This window comes from Ignavibacteriota bacterium (assembly GCA_016716225.1).
Classification (GTDB): Bacteria; Bacteroidota; Ignavibacteria; order Ignavibacteriales; family Melioribacteraceae.
The window spans coordinates 697,623-716,429 of sequence record JADJWT010000001.1; the positions used below are offsets into that span (position 1 = coordinate 697,623).

Below are 18,807 nucleotides of genomic sequence, written 5' to 3' on the forward strand. Positions count from 1 at the left end.
AAAAAATTTTCAAAAAAATGTCATTCCGGATTAACGAAGTTAATTCCGGAATCTGTGAATTTTGTTAATTGAAATATCGATATTAAAAATCAAAGCGGCATGACAATTATTAAATATTTATTTATTATTATTTAACTACAATATTATAGATTTTATTTTTGATGTAAATTTCTTTAACAATAATTTTCCCATCAGTGTGAGCTTTTACATTTTCATCATTTAATGCAATATTTTTAACTGTTGATTCTTCAGTGTCAACTGGGAAATCTAATTTAGCTCTAATTTTTCCATTAACTTGCACAACAACTGTAACTTCATCAACAATTAAAGCACTTTTATCTACTTTAAAATCATGTTTAAATTTATAAATTGAATATTCATTTCCTAAAAGCTGCCAACATTCTTCACCCAAATGAGGAGCAATCGGCGCAAGCAAATACACAAATCTTTCTAATGAATAAGTAATTAAATCTTTCCTGCAATTTGGTAGTGATTTTATAAGTTCGTTTAATAATTCCATTAAAGACGCAACTGCAACATTAAATCTAAAATTTTCTAATTCACCATCATATTTATCTAAAGTTTGATTAACTTTTCTGTAAACATTTTTTTCAGCATCCGATAAATCACTCATTAAATAAATTTCTTTGGAGGGATTTTCTTTCATCACATTTTCATTATTTTGAAAAAGTGTAAAAGATCTTTGCACAAAACGGTCAACACCAACAATTCCTTTATCACTCCAATCTCCGCCTAAATCATATGGACCCATAAACATTAAGTACATTCTGAAAACATCTGAACCATATTCGCTAGTAAAAATTCCAGGATCAACTACATTTCCTTTTGATTTAGACATTTTAGCACCTTGATTTGTAATTGTGCCTTGATGTATCAATCTTTGGAAAGGCTCATCACTATTGATCAATTTCAAATCACGTAAAAATTTGTGAATGAATCTTGCGTAAAGTAAATGCATTGTTGCATGTTCAGCACCACCTACATAAGTATCAACCGGAGTCCATTTATCAGCTAAATCATTATCAAAAATTTTATCGCTTATTTTGGGATTGAGATAACGTAAATAATACCATGATGAATCAACAAAAGTATCCATTGTATCAACTTCACGTTTAGCCGGAGCTTTACAATTAGGACATATTGCATTTACAAAATCTGAATTCCCAGCAAGCGGCGAACCGCCATCGTGTTTAAAGTCAACTTCATATGGAAGCTTAACCGGAAGATCTTCAATCGGTACCGGCACTTCACCGCAATTCTCACAATGAATAATTGGAATTGGTGTTCCCCAATATCTTTGTCGTGATATTAACCAATCTCTTAATCTATAATTAACTTTTGCTTTTCCTAAATTATTTTCTACAAGCCAATCAATCATTTTTTGTTTAGCTTCTTTAACATTTAATCCATTCAGAAACTCACTATTAATTGCCGGACCATCTTCTGTAAAAGCTTTTCCATCAAATCCAGCTTTAGGTTGAACAGTTCTAATAATTGGCAAATTAAATTTTTCTGCAAATTCCCAATCTCTTTCATCTTGTCCCGGCACTGCCATTATTGCTCCGGTTCCGTATGTCATTAAAACATAATCTGCAATCCAAATTGGAATTTTTTTATTATTTGCCGGATTGATTGCAAATGCACCAGTGAATGCACCGGTTTTTTCTTTAACTGTTGATGTTCTATCAATCTCAGATAAATTTTTAACTTTTTCTTGATAATCAAATACTTCACTCTTTTGTTTGTCAATCGTAATTTTTCCAACTAATGGATGTTCTGGAGAAAGCACCATGTATGTTGCTCCAAACAAAGTATCCGGTCTGGTTGTAAATACAATAAATTCATCATCTGAATTATCAATTTTAAATTTAATTTCTGCACCAATACTTTTACCAATCCAATTTCGCTGCATAGTTTTGGTTTTTTCCGGCCATTCAATATTATCAAGTCCGGAAAGAAGATCTTCCGCATAATCGGTAATTTTGAAAAACCATTGTGTTAAATTTTTCTGTTCAACAATAGTTCCGCAACGTTCACATGTTCCATCATTTTGAACTTGTTCATTTGCCAAAACTGTTTGGCAAGAAGGACACCAATTAACTGGTGCTTTTTTTCTATAAGCTAAATCTTTTTCAAATAATTTCAGAAATAACCATTGATTCCATTTGTAATATTCTGGAACACACGTCATTAATTCTGCATCCCAATCATACATACAGCCCATTGTTTTCAATTGTTCTCTAATATCACTTATATTTTTAAATGTAGAATCTTGTGGATGTACTCCGGTTTTTATCGCATAATTTTCTGCGGGCAATCCAAATGCATCATATCCCATCGGTTCAAAAACATTGTTTCCTCTTAATTTTTTAAAACGTGCCCAAGAATCTGTGGGAGCATAATTATACCAATGTCCAATATGAGTTTTTGAACCTGAAGGATAAATAAACATTACAAGTGTATATAATTTTTTTTCTAAATCGGAAAGATCAGTTTTAAATATCTTATTATCTTCCCAAAACTTCTGCCATTTTTTTTCAACTTCTTGATGTGGATATTTCATTTTTAATCAACAATATTTTATAAAAGAAGTAGAAAGCTATTAAAAAGCTTAGGGTTTATCAAGATTAGCAAGTAAATTGCTTCTATTTGTGTTCACTTTTTGAGATATTTTGATTACAAATTTTTAAAATCTGGAATACATAATGAATTATTTTGAATCTGAGTATTTTACTTATAAGAACGATAAACTTTTTTGTGAAAACTTAAATCTTGGAGAAATATCTTCTGAAATTGGAACTCCAACATTTATTTACAGCAAAAAATTTTTTATGGATAGTTACAAATCTTTCAATAATTCGTTCAAAGAAATTTCTCATAAAATATTTTATGCAACAAAAGCAAATTATAATATAAATGTTATCAGATTATTCAATCAGCTTGGGGCTGGAATTGATGTAAACTCAGCTGGTGAATTTTACAGAGCTTCAGCTGCGGGAGTTTCTCCAAAAGAAATGATAATGTCCGGCGTTGGTAAAACTGATGAAGAAATTCAATTGGCTTTAGAAAATGAAATTTTATTACTAAAAGCGGAATCAATCCAAGAAATAAATCGAATAAATGAAATTGCAAAAAGTTTAAATAAAATTGCTCCTTTGGCAATTAGAGTAAATCCAAATGTTGATCCGGCAACGCATCCGTATATTTCTACCGGATTAGCAGAAAATAAATTTGGTATTGATGAAACTTTAGCAATAAAAATTTTTATTGAAGTGAGCAAACTTTCCAATGTTAAACTTTTGGGAATTGATATGCATATCGGTTCTCAAATTACAACTATTCAGCCATATATTGATGCGGTTAAAAAAATAATCAATTTAGTAAATTCTTTAAAGGAATTTGGAATCAATATTAAACACATTGATATTGGCGGTGGATACGGAGTTAAATATAATGATGAAAATTTATTTTCTATTGATGATTTAGCAAATGAAATTGTGCCGATTTTAAAGCAAACAGATTGTGAAATATTTTTTGAGCCGGGAAGAGCTTTAACTGCAAATGGCGGAATTCTTCTATCAAAAGTTCTTTACACAAAAACAAATTTAGATAAAAATTTTATTGTCGTCGATTCTGCAATGACAGATTTGCTTCGACCAAGTATTTATAAGGCTTATCATCACATTCAACCGATTGAGATTAAAAATAATGAAGATATAATTGCAGATGTTGTTGGTCCCGTTTGCGAAAGTGGAGATTTTTTAGCAAAGAATAGAAATATTTCAAAATGTGATAAAAATGATTTAATTGCCGTAATGTCTTGTGGAGCTTATGGAATGGTAATGTCATCTAACTATAATGCAAGAAGAAGAGCCGCAGAAGTTTTAGTAGATGATGATAAATTTTTCGTTATTAGAGAAAGAGAAACTTTTGAACAAATGTGGCAGAATGAAAAATTGATTTGAGTAATAATTTTGACTTTCATTTATAAATTTGAAATCATTATTTTGTAAACCTTTAAGTATCAAACAGAGTATTTATATGAAAAAAATAATTTTACTAGTTAACATTCTACTAATTAACTTTCACTTATTTGCACAGGATAAACATGCATTATCTGTTGATGATTTATGGAATATGAAAAGAATTGGTTCGTTCACAGTATCTGAAGATGGTAAGAAAATAATATTTGATGTTACTACTTATAACATGCAAGAAAATAAAGGTAAATCAAATTTATGGATTGTAAATTCTGATGGAACCGAGTTAAATGAATTTGTAAATATTGATAAAAGCGTTTCGTCGCCGCAAATAATAAAAGATAAAGTTTTCTACAATCTCGGAGATCAATTATTTTCACAAAAAATAAATGATACTTTAAGATCAAAAGTTACAGATTTTTATTCCGGTGTTAGCGGTGTAAAATTTGCTCCTTCCAAAAATCAAATTATTTTTTCTTCACAAGTTTATGCGGATTGTAAAAATCAATCATGCAACAAAGCTAAAGATGTTGAAAGAGCAAATAGCAAAATTAAAGCAGAAATATTCACAGAATTAATGTACAGACATTGGAACGACTGGCGCGGACCGAAATACAATCATTTGTTTTTGCACAAAATTGGTGAAGGAAATTATATAGATTTAAATCAAGATTTGAGATTTGATGTTCCTCCAATTGCTTTAGGAAGTGCAAATGATTATTCATTTTCACCGGATGGAAATGAAATTGCATTCACAATGAATGAAAGTAATTTTCTTGCAACAAGTACAAATAATGATATTTTTATTTTAAATTTGGCTGATATAAAAGACAACGAATCAACTCCATATAAAAAAATTTCTAATAGTTTAGGTAATGATAATCAGCCAATTTATTCTCCCGATGGGAAATATATCGCTTTTTGCTCAATGGAGCGAGCTGGATTTGAATCTGATAAACAAAGAATAATTTTATACAATAGAAATTTGAATATTGAAATTGATTTAACTTCTTCAATTGATTTATCAGCTGGAGAAATTATTTGGTCGCATGATGCAAAATTTATTTATTTCACTGCCGCCAATACAATTTATAATTCTATTTATAGAATTGATATTTCAACAAAGGAATTATTTACAATTGCTGAAAAAGTAGATGTTTCAACAATCACACTTTCACCAAATGGTGATAAAATATTTTTTAAAAATCAAAAATCAAATTTGCCGTATGAAATTTTTTCAATTGATATAAATGGTAAAAATTTAAAACAAATCACAAATATTAATGCGGAACTTCTTTCAAAAATTGAAATGATTCCTATTGAAACTTTTTGGGCAGAAGGTGCTGAAGATGCAAAAGTCCAATCAATATTGGTTAAACCGCCATTTTTTAATCCAAATATAAAATATCCATTAATGTTTTTAATCCACGGCGGACCTCAAGGACATTGGACTGACGATTTTCATTATAGATGGAATACACAAATGTTTGCAGCTCAAGGTTATGTTGTAGTAGCTACAAATCCCAGAGGCAGTTTTGGCTACGGACAAAAATTCACTGATGAAATTTCACAAGATTGGGGCGGAAAAGTTTATACTGATTTAATGAATTCTTTAGATTATGCAATTAACAATTATGATTTTATTGATTCTCAAAATATATTTGCAGCAGGAGCATCTTACGGTGGATATATGATAAATTGGATTGCGGGTCATACCAACAGATTTAATGCATTGATTTGTCATGCCGGTGTTTTTAATTTAGAAAGTATGTATGGAACAACTGAAGAACTTTGGTTTCCGGAATGGGAAAACGGTGGAACACCTTGGGAAAATAGAGAGCTATATAAAAAATGGTCGCCGCATAATTATTTGCAAAACTTCAAAACTCCAATGCTTGTAATTCACGGCGAATATGATTTTAGAGTTCCAATAGGACAAGCAATGGAATTATTTACTTCTTTGCAAAGAGTTGGTGTAAAAAGTAGATTTTTATATTTCCCTGATGAATATCATTTTGTAACAAAACCTCAAAATGCAAAATTGTGGTGGAATACAATTTATGATTGGTTAAACGAAAACAAAAAATAATTTTTATTGAATGGAAAAGAAATGAAAGATTATATTAAAAATCCGGATATCAGCGAACTTGAAGAACACGAATATATGGAAAATTCATTAAATGATATTGGCGATGATTATTCTTCGCATGAAAAATATCTTCATGGAAAAGAATTTATTGAAGAAAATCTTTGGGAGAAAGTAGAGAGAATTGGGAAAAAGATTTCTTTCACAAAGGATATTAAAGCATTGTTTAATTACTTTCGAGATAAACAAATTCCATGGTATAGAAAAACAATTGTAGTCGGAGCATTAGTTTATTTTATTATACCGATAGATACAATTCCGGATATTTCTCCATTAATTGGTTACTTGGATGATTTAGGTGTGATAACTGCCGTTATAAAATATCTTGGAAGTGAGTTAGTTCCGTTTTATGATAAATAAATAATTTTAATTTTATTCAATAAATATTGAAAAGTCATATATGAATTTTATTCTCAAAAAATCTGATACCGTTTTTAACGGAATAGTATTTGATATTAAAGTTGATCAAATAGAATATACTTCCGGAAATTTGGGAATAAGAGAAGTAATTATTCACAATGGCGGAGCTGTTGTTGTTCCCGTTTTAGAAAACAAAAAGATAATTTTAGTTAAACAATACCGCTATCCTTTTGGAGAATGGATGTTTGAACTTCCTGCTGGAAAATTAGAAAAAGGTGAAGATCCTTTTGTTTGTGCAACACGTGAACTTACAGAGGAAACTGGTTATTCTGCAGATTCAATTTTACCTCTTGGAAAAATTTATACTTCTCCCGGGTTTTGCAATGAAATACTTTACATTTATTTAGCTGAAAATTTAAAAGAGGGAAATCATAATAGAGATGAAGGTGAACAAGGTATGGAAATTTATGAATTTACTTTAGATGAAATAAATGAAATGATTTCTTCCGGAAAAATTGTTGATGCTAAAACTATAAGCGGAGTTCATTTTTATCAGAATAAAATTAAATAATGCCTTTGGAATTTTTGGTAATTTAAAAGAGAAGCCATCGTTTAAAATGATGGCTTCTTTATTTTCACATATTGAGAAAATTTAGAATCAAACATTTATAATTTCTTCAAGATCAACTTTTTCAAGATGTTCCAATTCTTTACCTAAAAATCTACTTGCAATTTCGTTAAATTTTTTTGGAACATCACTAACATAGAATTCATGTTTGCCGATATTATGCTGGTAATTTTTAATTCCTCTGCCTTCTAAATATTCATTTACTTCTACTGAAGCAGCAGAACCGGAATCAATTAATTTTACATTTTTGCCAATCACTTCTTGAATCACATCTTTCAAAATCGGGTAATGTGTACATCCCAAAATCAAAGTATCAATTTTCGCCTTTTTCAAATCAGCTAAATATTCTTGAGCTATTAATTTTGTTGCCGGATGATTTATCCAACCTTCTTCTGCAAGCGGTACAAATAGCGGACAAGCTTTTTCAATTACTTCAATTTCGGGATTTATATTTTTTATCACTTTTGAATATGCTTGATTTGAAACAGTTGTTTCTGTTCCAATAACTCCAATTTTATTATTCTTTGTTTCTTTAATTGCCACTTTTGCTCCGGGATTTATCATTCCAATTATTGGAACATCAAATTTATTTCTAAGTTCATCAAGAGCTACCGAAGAAGCTGTATTGCATGCAACAATAATTAATTTAACATTTTTTTTTGCTAAAAATTGTGCATCTTGAATTGAATATTCTATAATTGTAGTATTAGATTTGGATCCATATGGCACACGAGCTGTATCGCCAAAGTAAATTATTTTTTCACTTGGTAAAAATGAGTTTACACTTTTTACAACTGTTAATCCTCCAATGCCGGAATCAAAAACTCCAATTGGATTTGTCTTGTTCATAAAATTCATTAAAATTTATAATCCCTTTATTTCAGTAATTAATTCAGACCTAATAAATTCAAATTCACTCTTTCTTAATTTTTGTCCGTTATTTTTTAGAACATAAAAAACATCAATAATTCCATCAAGCTTTGTTACAATTTTTGCAAATGAAACTGCCAATCCAAGTTCTGCAAGTTTATTTGTAATTGTATAAAGCAAACCGATTTTATCTGGCGAATGTACTTCAATAATTGAAAAGTTATGCTGATTTTCAAAATCAATAAAAATATTTTTTGTTTGTGTAGTTGCAGCACTAAGTATTCTTTTCCATTTTTGTTTTACTCGTTCAAATTCTTTATCAATTTTCAACTCATTGAGGATAGCAGCTTTTACATCTTTTTCTATTTTTTGATATCGAGAATTATCAACAATGGAATTAGTTCTAAAATCCGAAACACTAAAGCTATCAATCACAATTGCATCTTTTCGTGTAAATATTCTTGCATCGTGAATATTCAAATCATTAATTGCTAAAGCACCGCAAAGCCTTGCCAGTAAAGCATCAGAATCTTTTGTAAGAATTGTGATGTTAGTAAAATTTTCGCTTTCTTTAAAAAATACTGCAACCTTTGAACCTTTTTCAATTTCTTCAATATGCTGATTTATTTCATCTTCCGAAAAATGGAAAACATAACCTAAATCATCAACTTGATCAAGATGTTCAGCCATTACTGCGTTATCATTGTAATTATCATTAACAAGTTGGAATGATCTTGCGCTCATTAACTCTTCACCGGAAAGCTGTTCCATAAGCATTGATTTCGCTTTCAAATATAATTCATGCAAAAGATCAGCTTTCCATTTTGTCCAGACTTGCGGATTTACGGCAGATAAATCTGCGTAAGTTAAAATGTATAAATAATCAAGTGATTTTATTGTAGGAAATATCGAAATAAAATTATCAAGTGTTGCCGGATCATTTAAATCTCTTCTGAAAGAAACTTGTTCCATTGTAAGATGATGACGAATTAAAAATTGAACAAATAAAATTTCATTTTGTCCGTAACCTAAATTCTGCATAATGCTATTGGCTATTTCTGCACCGATAATTTCATGACCGGAAACACTTATTGGTTTTCCAATATCATGTAAAAGAGTTGCAAGATATAATAAATCTTTTGATTGAACGGATTTATAAATTTTTGCAATATGATTGTCTTCATTTGCTAAATTTTCGATGTTCTGCATTGCAACAAGTGTATGTTCATCGGCAGTATAGCAATGATAAACTCCGGGCTGGAAAAACCCATTTAAACTTTTGAATTCGGGTAATACAACATCCAAAAAACTGAACTCATTCATTGAAGATAATGTTTTAGCAACATTTGCCGGAAGTTTTAATAATTCTCTAAAGAAAACCGATGAAGTAACTTCCGGAGTTTGCGTTTCTTCAATTAAATGAATACTTTCAATAACTAAAGAACGGAGATTCAATTCAAAAATTGCATCATGAACTGCACGATAATAAAATGCACGCATAATTTCCGAAATATTTAAAATTCTGTCTCCTTTAAAGAGTAAAATATTTCCTTTTATTTCAAAATCATCATCAAGATCAATTGATAAAAAATTTGAAATTGCAGTTGCATAAGAATGCTTATATCTCTTCATCATAGTTTTTGAAAAACGATTAAGAATTGTAGTAGCCCTAAAGTAACTGTACATAAATTCTTTCCAGTCACTTTTTTTATATCCTAATCTATTAGCAATTTGTTCTTGCTGTTCAAATTCTAATCGGTCATTTTTTCTTCCTTCAACAAGATGAAGATGATTTCTAGCATTCAATATAGTTTGGTAACTATCAAATAATCTTTTATATGCTTTTCTATTTATTGTTCCGTTTTCTAAAATTGTTTTGAGAAAAATTTCGGTGTGAGTTATTTCATCTTGATTAGAAAGTAGAATATTGTTTTTAATCGAGTACATCCATTCAACGCAATGAATATCGCGCAATCCGCCGCCGGTAAATTTTACATTTGGTTCTAAAACTTTTGGTGAACTTCCATATTTTTTGTAACGTAATTCAACATCGTCAAAAAGATCAAAAATTAACTGTTTCTCGTCTGTCTTTTCAATTATTTCAAAAACTTTTCTATTCCATTCATCATATAATAATTTATTGCCGATTAAAAACCGTGTTTCAAAAAATTGTGTAAATGCATGAAGATCCTCGTTCATAAATTTTTGAATATCGCCAAAAGTTCTTACTGTATGTGAAACTTCAATTCCCGCATCCCAAAGTTTTGTAACTGCATCTCTAATGTTTTGTTCATGGGTTTCAACTTTCTGTATGATAAACATTAAATCAATATCCGAATAAGGAGATAATTCGCGTCTGCTAAAGCCGCCGGCAGCAACCATAACGCAATCAACTGATTGGGGTTTTATAATTTTTATAATATATTCTTCGACTAATAAACTGTAACGGACGCAAAATTTATATGAATTTTTTATTAATTCTTCATCATTAAATAGTCGGTTTCTATCGGTTAAAAATTGTTCTCGAAAATTTTCCATACATTAAAAAATTATTTCATGAGAAAATAAGTTTTACATTTTGTTTATTTTTTTGACTGATAATTATACAAAAAAAAAATCCCGCAAACTATTTATGTTAAGCTTGCGAGATTTAATTATATCAAAAATTATTTTCTATAATTTTTTAAATCTTGCTTGAAAGAATCTTAAATACTTTGGTTCATAAACCATTTTTAATCCTTTCACAGATTTTCTATTTTGAAAAACGCTTGCAATTGATTCAACCGTAACATCAATGTGAGCTTGAGTATAAACTCTGCGTGGAAATGTACATCTTACCAATTCCAATTTAGGATAATTATTTTCACCGGTTTCTTTATTTCTTCCCGCTGAAACAATTCCTCTTTCCATTGTTCTAACACCGGAATCAATATAAATTTCTGCAGCTAATGTTTGCGCCGGATACTGATCTTGTTTTACATGAGGAAGAAATTTTTTAGCATTCAAAAATATCGCATGTCCACCGATTGGTTGAACAAACGGAACTCCATACTGAGCAAGCTGATCTCCGAAATATCTTATTTGTCCAATTCTTGCATGAATATTATTATAATCCAACATTTCTTCAATTCCAATTGCCATAGCTTCCATATCTCTTCCGGCAAGACCACCATAAGTGTGTAAGCCTTCATAAATTACAACCATATTTCTTGCTTCTTCGTATACTTTTTTATTTTTGGTAGCAATTATTCCGCCGATATTTACCATTAAATCTTTTTTCGCACTTACCCAAACTCCTTCAAAATAAGAACACATTTCTAAGAATATTTGTGCAATTGTTTTTGATTTATAGCCTTTCTCTCTTTCTTGAATAAAATATGCATTTTCTGTTGCGCGAGTTGCATCAAACCAAAGTTGTATCCCATGTTTATCGCAAACTTTTTTTACTTCTTTTAAGTTTTGCATTGAAAAAGGTTGACCGCCAGCCATATTTACTGGTCCAGCCATACTTACATAAGGAATTTTTTTTGCACCGACTTTTTTTATCAAATCTTCTAATTTTTGAATATCAATATTTCCTTTAAATAAATGTTCATTATCGGGATCATGTGCTTCATCAATAATAACATCAACAAAAGTTGCGCCGGCTAATTCTTGGTGAAGTCTTGTTGTTGTAAAATACATATTGCCCGGAATGTAATCACCCGGCGTAATTAATATTTTAGAAATCATATGTTCAGCGGCTCTTCCTTGATGCGTTGGGACAAAGTAAGGAAATCCGTAATACTTTTTAATATTATCCCACAAGTGATAAAAGTTTTTACTTCCGGCATAAGCTTCATCACCAATCATCATTCCAGCCCACTGATTATCACTCATTGCATTTGTTCCGCTATCAGTCAAAAGATCAATATACACATCTTCAGATTTTAAAAGAAAAGTATTGTACCCGGCTTCTTTTATAGCTTTTTCTCGCTCTGCTCTTGTTGTCATTTTTAAAGGTTCAACAACTTTAATTTTGAACGGTTCTGCCCAGCTTCGTTTTGTAATTTTTTTCTTAATCATTGTAAACTCCTTATTATTAAAAATTGTTTTAGATTTTTACATAAATTAAGTTAAGCTATAGCATTGCCATGTATTTGTATAACAGAAGTTTTCTTTGTTTAAAAAATGTTAGATTTGGAAGAAGCAGAGCAAGACAAAATTTTACTCTGCCAAAAAAAATACATTGAGTGCTGTAAAATTCAATATTTGAAAAATTTGTTTTCACAAAAAATTTTAATTGAGACTACTTATTTCTTCTTCTTTTTCGTACTCAACTTCAATTACAGATGAAATTCCCCCGCGGGTATTAAACTCGGCTCTGATCTTCATATATCTTGGTTTACAAACTGTAACTAAATCATCTAAAATTCTGTTAGTTACGCTTTCAAAATAAATTCCGTCATTTCTAAATGAGTTGAGATAAAATTTATATGATTTTAATTCTATGCAAAGTTTATTTGGAATATATTCAAGAACGATAGTTGCGAAATCCGGCTGTCCGGTTTTAGGACAAACAGACGTAAACTCCGGCGCAGTATGTTCAATCATATAATCTCTATCTTGATATTCATTTTCAAATGTTTCTAAAATTTTTCTTTTGTTCTGCATTTACTTTCCCTTAGTTTTCTTTATAATTTGGAATTTCTTTGTATGGAATTGGATCAACAATATTTAAACTTTGGAAACCCCGCAAACGTAATGCACAGCTATCACAAATACCGCAAGCTTCTTCATCGTTACTGTAACATGACCATGTTAGTTGTAATGGAGCTTTCAGATCCAATCCTAATTTTATTATTTCTTTTTTTGTTAAATGAATAATTGGCGTTTCAATTTTAATTTGAGTTTCCGGTTTTGTTCCCAAATTTGCAGTTTGCTCAAATGATTGAAAAAATTCCGGTCGGCAATCCGGATATCCGGATGAATCTTCATAAACTGCACCAATAAAAATTCTTTTTGCACCAATAATTTCTGCCCAGCTTACACAAGCAGATAATATATTCGCATTTCTAAATGGAACGTAAGAAGTAGGAACTTCCGTATTATTTAAATTTGCACGAGTAATTTCCATTGTTTTATCGGTAAGAGAAGATCCGCCGATTTTCTGAAAATGCGTAAAATCTATGACTAATTTTTTGCTGACTTTAAAATAATCTGCAATTTTATGAAATGATTGCAATTCTTTGGATTCTGTTTTTTGTCCGTAATTTATATGCACTAATGCTAATTCATAATATTGATTTGCAATTGCAGTAGTTACACAACTATCTAATCCTCCGCTAACTGCAACAACAGCAAGTTCTTTACTCATCTATTTTCCAAATCTGAATTTTTGAACTGTAAATATACTTATTTATTTAATTTTTCTAATAAAGTTCTTCCAACTCATAATCCTAATCTTTTTCTTAATCTTAATCAAGATTTTTGAAGCATAATTTTGAATTATAAAGCTAATTTTATCAAGGAATCTCAAAAGCTGAACAATAAAAATTATTTTTAAGAAGATTAAGATTATGATTATGAGAAAGACAAAAAATAAATTACAACAATATTTTTCCCAATTTAACTTAATTATTCAAATTGGTTTTTGAATTATTTTTTATAAGATTTAGCTTAGTAAAAGTTATTTTATTCTTTTGGGGAATTGGGGGAAATATGGAATTTTACGAATTACATCCAGTTAATCCGCAGCAAAGATATTTAAACAAAGCGGTTGAAGTTTTGAAAGAAGGCGGAGTAATAATTTATCCAACCGATACAGTTTATGGTTTGGGCTGCGATATTTTTAACAAAGAAGCCGTTGAAAGAATTTACTCAATTAAAAATGAAACCGAAACAAAACTATTTAGTTTTCTATGTTCCGATTTGAAAGATATTTCCAAATATGCTAAAGTTTCTGATTTTGCATATAGAGCGATGAAGAAATTAATTCCCGGTCCTTACACATTTGTTTTACAAGCATCAAAAGAAGTTCCAAAATTATTATGGACGAAAAGAAAAACGGTTGGAATTCGTGTACCGGATAATAACATTGCAAGATCTTTGGCTCAAGAATTAGGAAATCCAATTATCAGCACAAGCGCAACTACCAGAAAAGGTGAATTAATTTACGATCCTTTGGAAATTAAAACAATTTTTAACACAAGTGTTGATTTAATGCTTTCAATGGGTGCATTAAATGGAGTTCCTTCCAGCATTATTGATTTAAGCGGAGATACCGTTGAAATTGTTAGAGAAGGTTCCGGAGATTTATCTTTTTTTACAAATTATTAATAAGAAAAGATTCGTTATTAAAGATGCCATATTTTAATAATTTGTCAAACTGTCCGTTAACAATCGGATTATTTCAGATTCTTAATCAAATTAAATTTTAAAAGATTCTGAACCAAGATCACAATAACAAATAGAGGCAAATTTCAAATCAAAATTTTTTCACCTAATCTTAAAAACAAAAAACAAAATCAAATTTTCTTTAAGTTAAATCTTTTTCTTTCGTTTGTATCAAGATATAATTTTCTCATCCTAATTGATTTGGGAGTTACTTCAACCAATTCATCATCCTTAATATATTCAAGCGCTTCTTCCAAAGTAAATTTTATTGAAGGAGCAATTTTTGCAGCCTTATCTGAACCGGAAGCTCGCATATTTGTTAATTTTTTTCCGCGCTGTACATGAACTTCAATATCATTATCTTTATTGTATTCGCCAACAATTTGGCCTTGATAGACAACATCGCCCGGATCAATAAAAAATTTGCCTCTGTCTTGCAAAGAATCAATTGCGTAAGCCGTAGCTTGTCCTTCATGCATTGAAATTAAAACCCCGTTTTGTCTGTGTGCAATAGAACCTTTAAAATATTCATATTGATAAAATCTATGATGCATAATTCCTTCGCCGGAAGTTACGGTTAAAACTTTATTTCTTAATCCCATTAATCCTCTTGAAGGAATATGAAATTCTAGTTTTGTTAAACTTCCTTTTTGCTCCATTTTTATAAGCTCGCCGCGTTTTTGTCCAACAAGTTCAATAACTTTTCCCGCTGTTTCATTTGGAACGTCAATAACTAATATTTCTATTGGCTCTGCTTTTTTTGTATCAATTTCTTTATAAATAACTTTTGGCGGACCAATTGCTAATTCGTAACCTTCTCTTCTCATATTTTCAATTAATATCGAGAGATGTAAAATTCCTCTTCCACTAACTTTTAATGTATCCGGAGAACCGGTTTCATGAACTTGTAATGCTACATTTTGCTGAAGTTCTTTTTGCAGTCGTTCGTGCAAATGTCTAGAGGTTACATATTTCCCTTCTTTTCCGTAAAATGGAGAAGTATTTACCGTAAAGTTCATACTAATTGTTGGTTCATCAATAGAAATTATTGGAAGTGGTTCGGGATTTTCACTATCCGCAATTGTATCGCCAATATCAATATCTTCAATTCCAACTACTGCACAAATATCTCCGGCTAAAACTTCTTCAACTTCTTTTCGTTCCAAACCTTCAAATAAAAATAATTGCTTTATCGAAATTTTATGAATTGTTCCATTTCGTTTAATAATACTTAAGGAATCACCTTTTTTTAGAATTCCTCTAAAAACTCTGCCTATTCCAATTCTTCCGACATAATCATTATAATCCAAAGTTGTAACTTGCATTTGAACTGAGCCATTATCAAAAATTGGCTGGGGAATTTTTTCAACAATTGTATCAAGAAGTGGAACCAAATCTTTTCTTTCATCTTTTAAATCTTTAACGCACCATCCGTCTCTTCCACTTGCATATATTACCGGAAAATCAAGCTGATTTTCATCGGCATCCAAATCAATAAATAAGTCGTATATTTCATCTAGAACTTCTGCCGGACGATTATCTGGTCTATCAATTTTATTAATTACAACAATTGGTTTTAAATGTAGATGCAAAGCTTTCTCAAGAACAAATCTTGTTTGCGGCATTGGTCCTTCAAAAGAATCAACCAAAAGCAAAACTCCGTCTGCCATTTTTAAAACTCGTTCAACTTCACCGCCAAAATCAGAGTGACCGGGAGTATCAATTAAATTAATTTTTACATCTTTATAAGGAATGCTAATATTTTTTGCGAGAATTGTAATTCCCCTTTCGCGCTCCAAATCATTGGAATCCAAAAATTGAGCTTGCACAACTTGGTTTTTTCTAAATACGTTTCCTTGTTTTAATAATTGATCAACCAAAGTAGTTTTGCCATGATCAACGTGAGCAATAATTGCTATGTTTCTTAACTTTTTCAAATAATACCTTTTTTATTGGAATTGAAAAATACTGAAAATTCTAAATTAGTACTTGGATTGATAAAACTAATTTCAGCAGATTAAATGAATTTTAGCTTAGAAAAACATCTGAAAAAAAATTTTTTTGTGTTAGATCTTTTTGCTTGTCATCCCGAATTTATTTCGGGATCTAATCTTTTAGATGCTGAAACAAGTTCAGCATGACAATAATTTTAATTTTTCAGAAGTTACTTTAGAATAACTTTCAGATACATTTTAATGGCTGCAAGTGTAAATAAAATAAATCATTTATCCAAATATTTATAAATCCTAATTATATATTCGTTACCTTTATAGTTGATTTAAAAAAATTTAGGAGTTTTGAAAATTTATATGAAGTCATTTATTGAATTAGGCGTAGAAAATAATATTGTAAATGCATTAGAAGAGTTGGGATTTAAAACTCCAATGCCGGTGCAAGAAGAAGTAATACCATATTTAATTGAAAATAATGCAAAAGATCTGGTTGTTCTTGCTCAAACCGGAACCGGTAAAACTGCAGCTTTCGGAATTCCGATTATTCAAAAATCGAAAGGAAAACCAAGTAAAATTCAACATTTAATTTTAAGTCCAACCAGAGAATTATGTTTGCAAATTGCAGATGATTTAAAAGATTATTCCAAAAATTCCGGAAATGTAAAAATTGCAGCGGTGTTTGGCGGATCAAGTATTGAAAAACAAATTTCAGCAATAAAAAGCGGAGTTCATATTGTTTCTGCTACACCGGGAAGACTTGTAGATTTAATAAATAGAAATGTTGTTGATTTATCAAAAGTTGAAACATTGGTTTTGGATGAAGCCGATGAAATGTTAAATATGGGATTTAGAGAAGAACTTGATGCAATAATAAATCAAACTCCCAAAACAAGAAATACATTACTTTTTTCTGCAACAATGCCGGATGAAGTTTTTCAGCTTTCGAAAAAATATATGACTGAAGCTGAAGAAATAACTATTGGAAGAAAAAATATTGGCGCGGAAAATATTACTCACAAAATTTATTTTGTACAATCGCGTGATAGATATTTAGCTTTAAAAAGAATTGTGGATTTTCATCCAGAAGTTTATGGAATTGTTTTTTGCAGAACCAGAAATGAAACGCAGGAAATTGCAGATAAATTAATTCAAGACGGATATAATGCAGATTCGCTTCACGGCGATTTATCACAAGCCCAGCGTGATATTGTGATGAATAAATTCCGAATTAAACATTTAAAATTGCTTGTTGCTACAGATGTTGCCGCTCGCGGTTTAGATGTTGATGATTTAACTCATGTTATAAATTACAATCTGCCGGATGAATTAGAAATCTACACACACAGAAGCGGTAGAACCGGTCGTGCTGGAAAATCCGGAAGTTCAATCGTTATTGCAAATTTAAAGGAAAAGCATAAAATTGGCATGATTGAAAAACAGCTTGGTAAAAAGTTTGAAATTTCTGAAGTTCCATTGGGAAAAGAAATCTGCGAAAAGCAGCTTTTCCATTTAATTGATAGAATGGAAAAAGTTACAGTTGACCATACTCAGATTGACGAATTTCTTCCTCAAATTATTAACAAACTTGAGTGGCTTGATAGAGAAGAACTTATTAAAAAATTTGTTTCTGTTGAGTTTAACAGATTTGTTGAATATTACAAAAATCTTCCTGATTTAAATAAACCCGATAGAAAATTTGGTGAAGGCAGAACTAATAAATCAAATAGTGAAATGAGCAGATTTTTTATCAATCTTGGTAAAAAAGATAGTTTAAAGCCAACGGATATTATTGGAATTGTAAAAGATAATTCCGGCAATAAAGAAATTGAAATCGGTGAAATTCAGATTAAGGAAACATTTTCATTTTTCGAAACAGAAAAAGCTTTTGAAAATATTTTGATTAAAAACACTTCCGGAAAAGATTTTAGAGGAAGAAAAATTAATTTGGAAATTTCATCACCTAAAAATGATGATAATAGAAAACCAAGAGAAAATTTTAGAAAATACAGAGACGATTCTAGATCATTTAGTGATAGAAAACCTCGAAATAATTCTAAAAGAGATTTTAATAAATTTGAAGACGAACCAAGAAAAGATTATGGCAAACCGAAAGAAGAAACACGCGGAAATTTTAAGAGAAAAAGAGAAGATTTAAATAGTCAATTTAGAAGAAAACGAGAAGATACAAACAATTTTAGAAAGCCAAAAGAAGAAGCAAGCGGTGAATTTAGAAAAAAAAGAAGTGAATCAAAAAGTGATTCTCGTAAACCGCGTAATGAATCTCGAAGTGATTTTAGAAAATCGAATGATGAATCAAAATCATTTAGAGATAGAAAACCTAAAAAAGTTTGGGTCGATGATTCTGCACCGCAGAGAAAAAAATTGAGAAGAAAAAAATAATTTTATAAAAATATTTTCAGACCAGAATACCATAATTTCAGGATTTTAAAAATGTGAGAAATCGAGAAAGATTTG

General features: G+C 30.1%; 13 protein-coding genes. 6 read left to right on the top strand and 7 right to left on the bottom strand.

Translation table 11 applies throughout. The features are described from left to right. Positions 1-127: 127 nt before the first annotated feature. Positions 128-2,584, bottom strand: a complete 2,457-nt coding sequence (locus IPM32_02975) for a leucine--tRNA ligase (GenBank protein MBK8944212.1) — start codon at positions 2,582-2,584, stop codon at positions 128-130. Positions 2,585-2,726: 142 nt separating this feature from the next. Here IPM32_02975 and lysA point away from each other — a divergent pair, with 142 nt between their 5' ends. The 4 genes from lysA (at position 2,727) to IPM32_02995 (ending at position 7,078) form a co-directional block, all read left to right on the top strand. Continuing rightward, positions 2,727-3,986, top strand: coding sequence for a diaminopimelate decarboxylase (gene lysA, locus IPM32_02980; protein ID MBK8944213.1), 1,260 nt, complete (start codon positions 2,727-2,729; stop codon positions 3,984-3,986). A gap of 76 nt (positions 3,987-4,062) precedes the next feature. Further along, a complete protein-coding gene (locus tag IPM32_02985; GenBank protein MBK8944214.1) occupies positions 4,063-6,090 on the top strand; it encodes a S9 family peptidase in 2,028 nt (675 codons plus the stop codon). Between the two features lie 75 nt (positions 6,091-6,165). Further along, positions 6,166-6,507, top strand: a complete 342-nt coding sequence (locus tag IPM32_02990) for a DUF1232 domain-containing protein (protein MBK8944215.1) — start codon at positions 6,166-6,168, stop codon at positions 6,505-6,507. 40 nt (positions 6,508-6,547) lie between these two features. Further along, complete coding sequence (locus IPM32_02995; GenBank protein ID MBK8944216.1) at positions 6,548-7,078, top strand: NUDIX hydrolase; 531 nt, start codon at positions 6,548-6,550, stop codon at positions 7,076-7,078. A gap of 87 nt (positions 7,079-7,165) precedes the next feature. Here IPM32_02995 and IPM32_03000 read toward each other — a convergent pair whose 3' ends face one another. The 5 genes from IPM32_03000 to queC all read right to left on the bottom strand — a co-directional run bounded on the left by IPM32_03000 (position 7,166) and on the right by queC (position 13,361). Next, complete coding sequence (locus IPM32_03000; protein ID MBK8944217.1) at positions 7,166-7,993, bottom strand: glutamate racemase; 828 nt, start codon at positions 7,991-7,993, stop codon at positions 7,166-7,168. A 6-nt stretch (positions 7,994-7,999) separates the two neighbouring features. Next, on the bottom strand, positions 8,000-10,543 hold the full coding sequence (gene glnD / locus IPM32_03005) for a [protein-PII] uridylyltransferase (protein ID MBK8944218.1): 2,544 nt from the start codon (positions 10,541-10,543) through the stop codon (positions 8,000-8,002). A gap of 135 nt (positions 10,544-10,678) precedes the next feature. Then, positions 10,679-12,070 carry a tyrosine phenol-lyase gene (locus tag IPM32_03010; GenBank protein MBK8944219.1) on the bottom strand — a complete coding sequence of 464 codons (1,392 nt, stop codon included), beginning with the start codon at positions 12,068-12,070 and terminating at the stop codon, positions 10,679-10,681. A gap of 213 nt (positions 12,071-12,283) precedes the next feature. Next, complete coding sequence (gene queF / locus IPM32_03015) at positions 12,284-12,658, bottom strand: NADPH-dependent 7-cyano-7-deazaguanine reductase QueF (protein MBK8944220.1); 375 nt, start codon at positions 12,656-12,658, stop codon at positions 12,284-12,286. A 10-nt stretch (positions 12,659-12,668) separates the two neighbouring features. Further along, positions 12,669-13,361 (bottom strand): 7-cyano-7-deazaguanine synthase QueC, encoded by a 693-nt coding sequence (queC, locus tag IPM32_03020; GenBank protein ID MBK8944221.1) that lies wholly within the window; start codon positions 13,359-13,361, stop codon positions 12,669-12,671. Positions 13,362-13,705: 344 nt separating this feature from the next. On the opposite strand from queC, the gene IPM32_03025 reads away from it, so the two are divergent. Next, positions 13,706-14,323 (top strand): threonylcarbamoyl-AMP synthase, encoded by a 618-nt coding sequence (locus IPM32_03025; protein MBK8944222.1) that lies wholly within the window; start codon positions 13,706-13,708, stop codon positions 14,321-14,323. Positions 14,324-14,511: 188 nt separating this feature from the next. On the opposite strand, the gene typA is transcribed toward IPM32_03025, so the two are convergent. Next, entirely contained in the window at positions 14,512-16,317 is a 1,806-nt protein-coding gene (typA, locus tag IPM32_03030) for a translational GTPase TypA (protein MBK8944223.1), read from the bottom strand. A 372-nt stretch (positions 16,318-16,689) separates the two neighbouring features. Between typA and IPM32_03035 the strand changes: the two genes are divergently transcribed. Beyond that, the gene (locus IPM32_03035; protein MBK8944224.1) at positions 16,690-18,732 is read left to right on the top strand and encodes a DEAD/DEAH box helicase; all 2,043 of its coding nucleotides are present in this window, start codon (positions 16,690-16,692) and stop codon (positions 18,730-18,732) included. Positions 18,733-18,807: the final 75 nt, after the last annotated feature.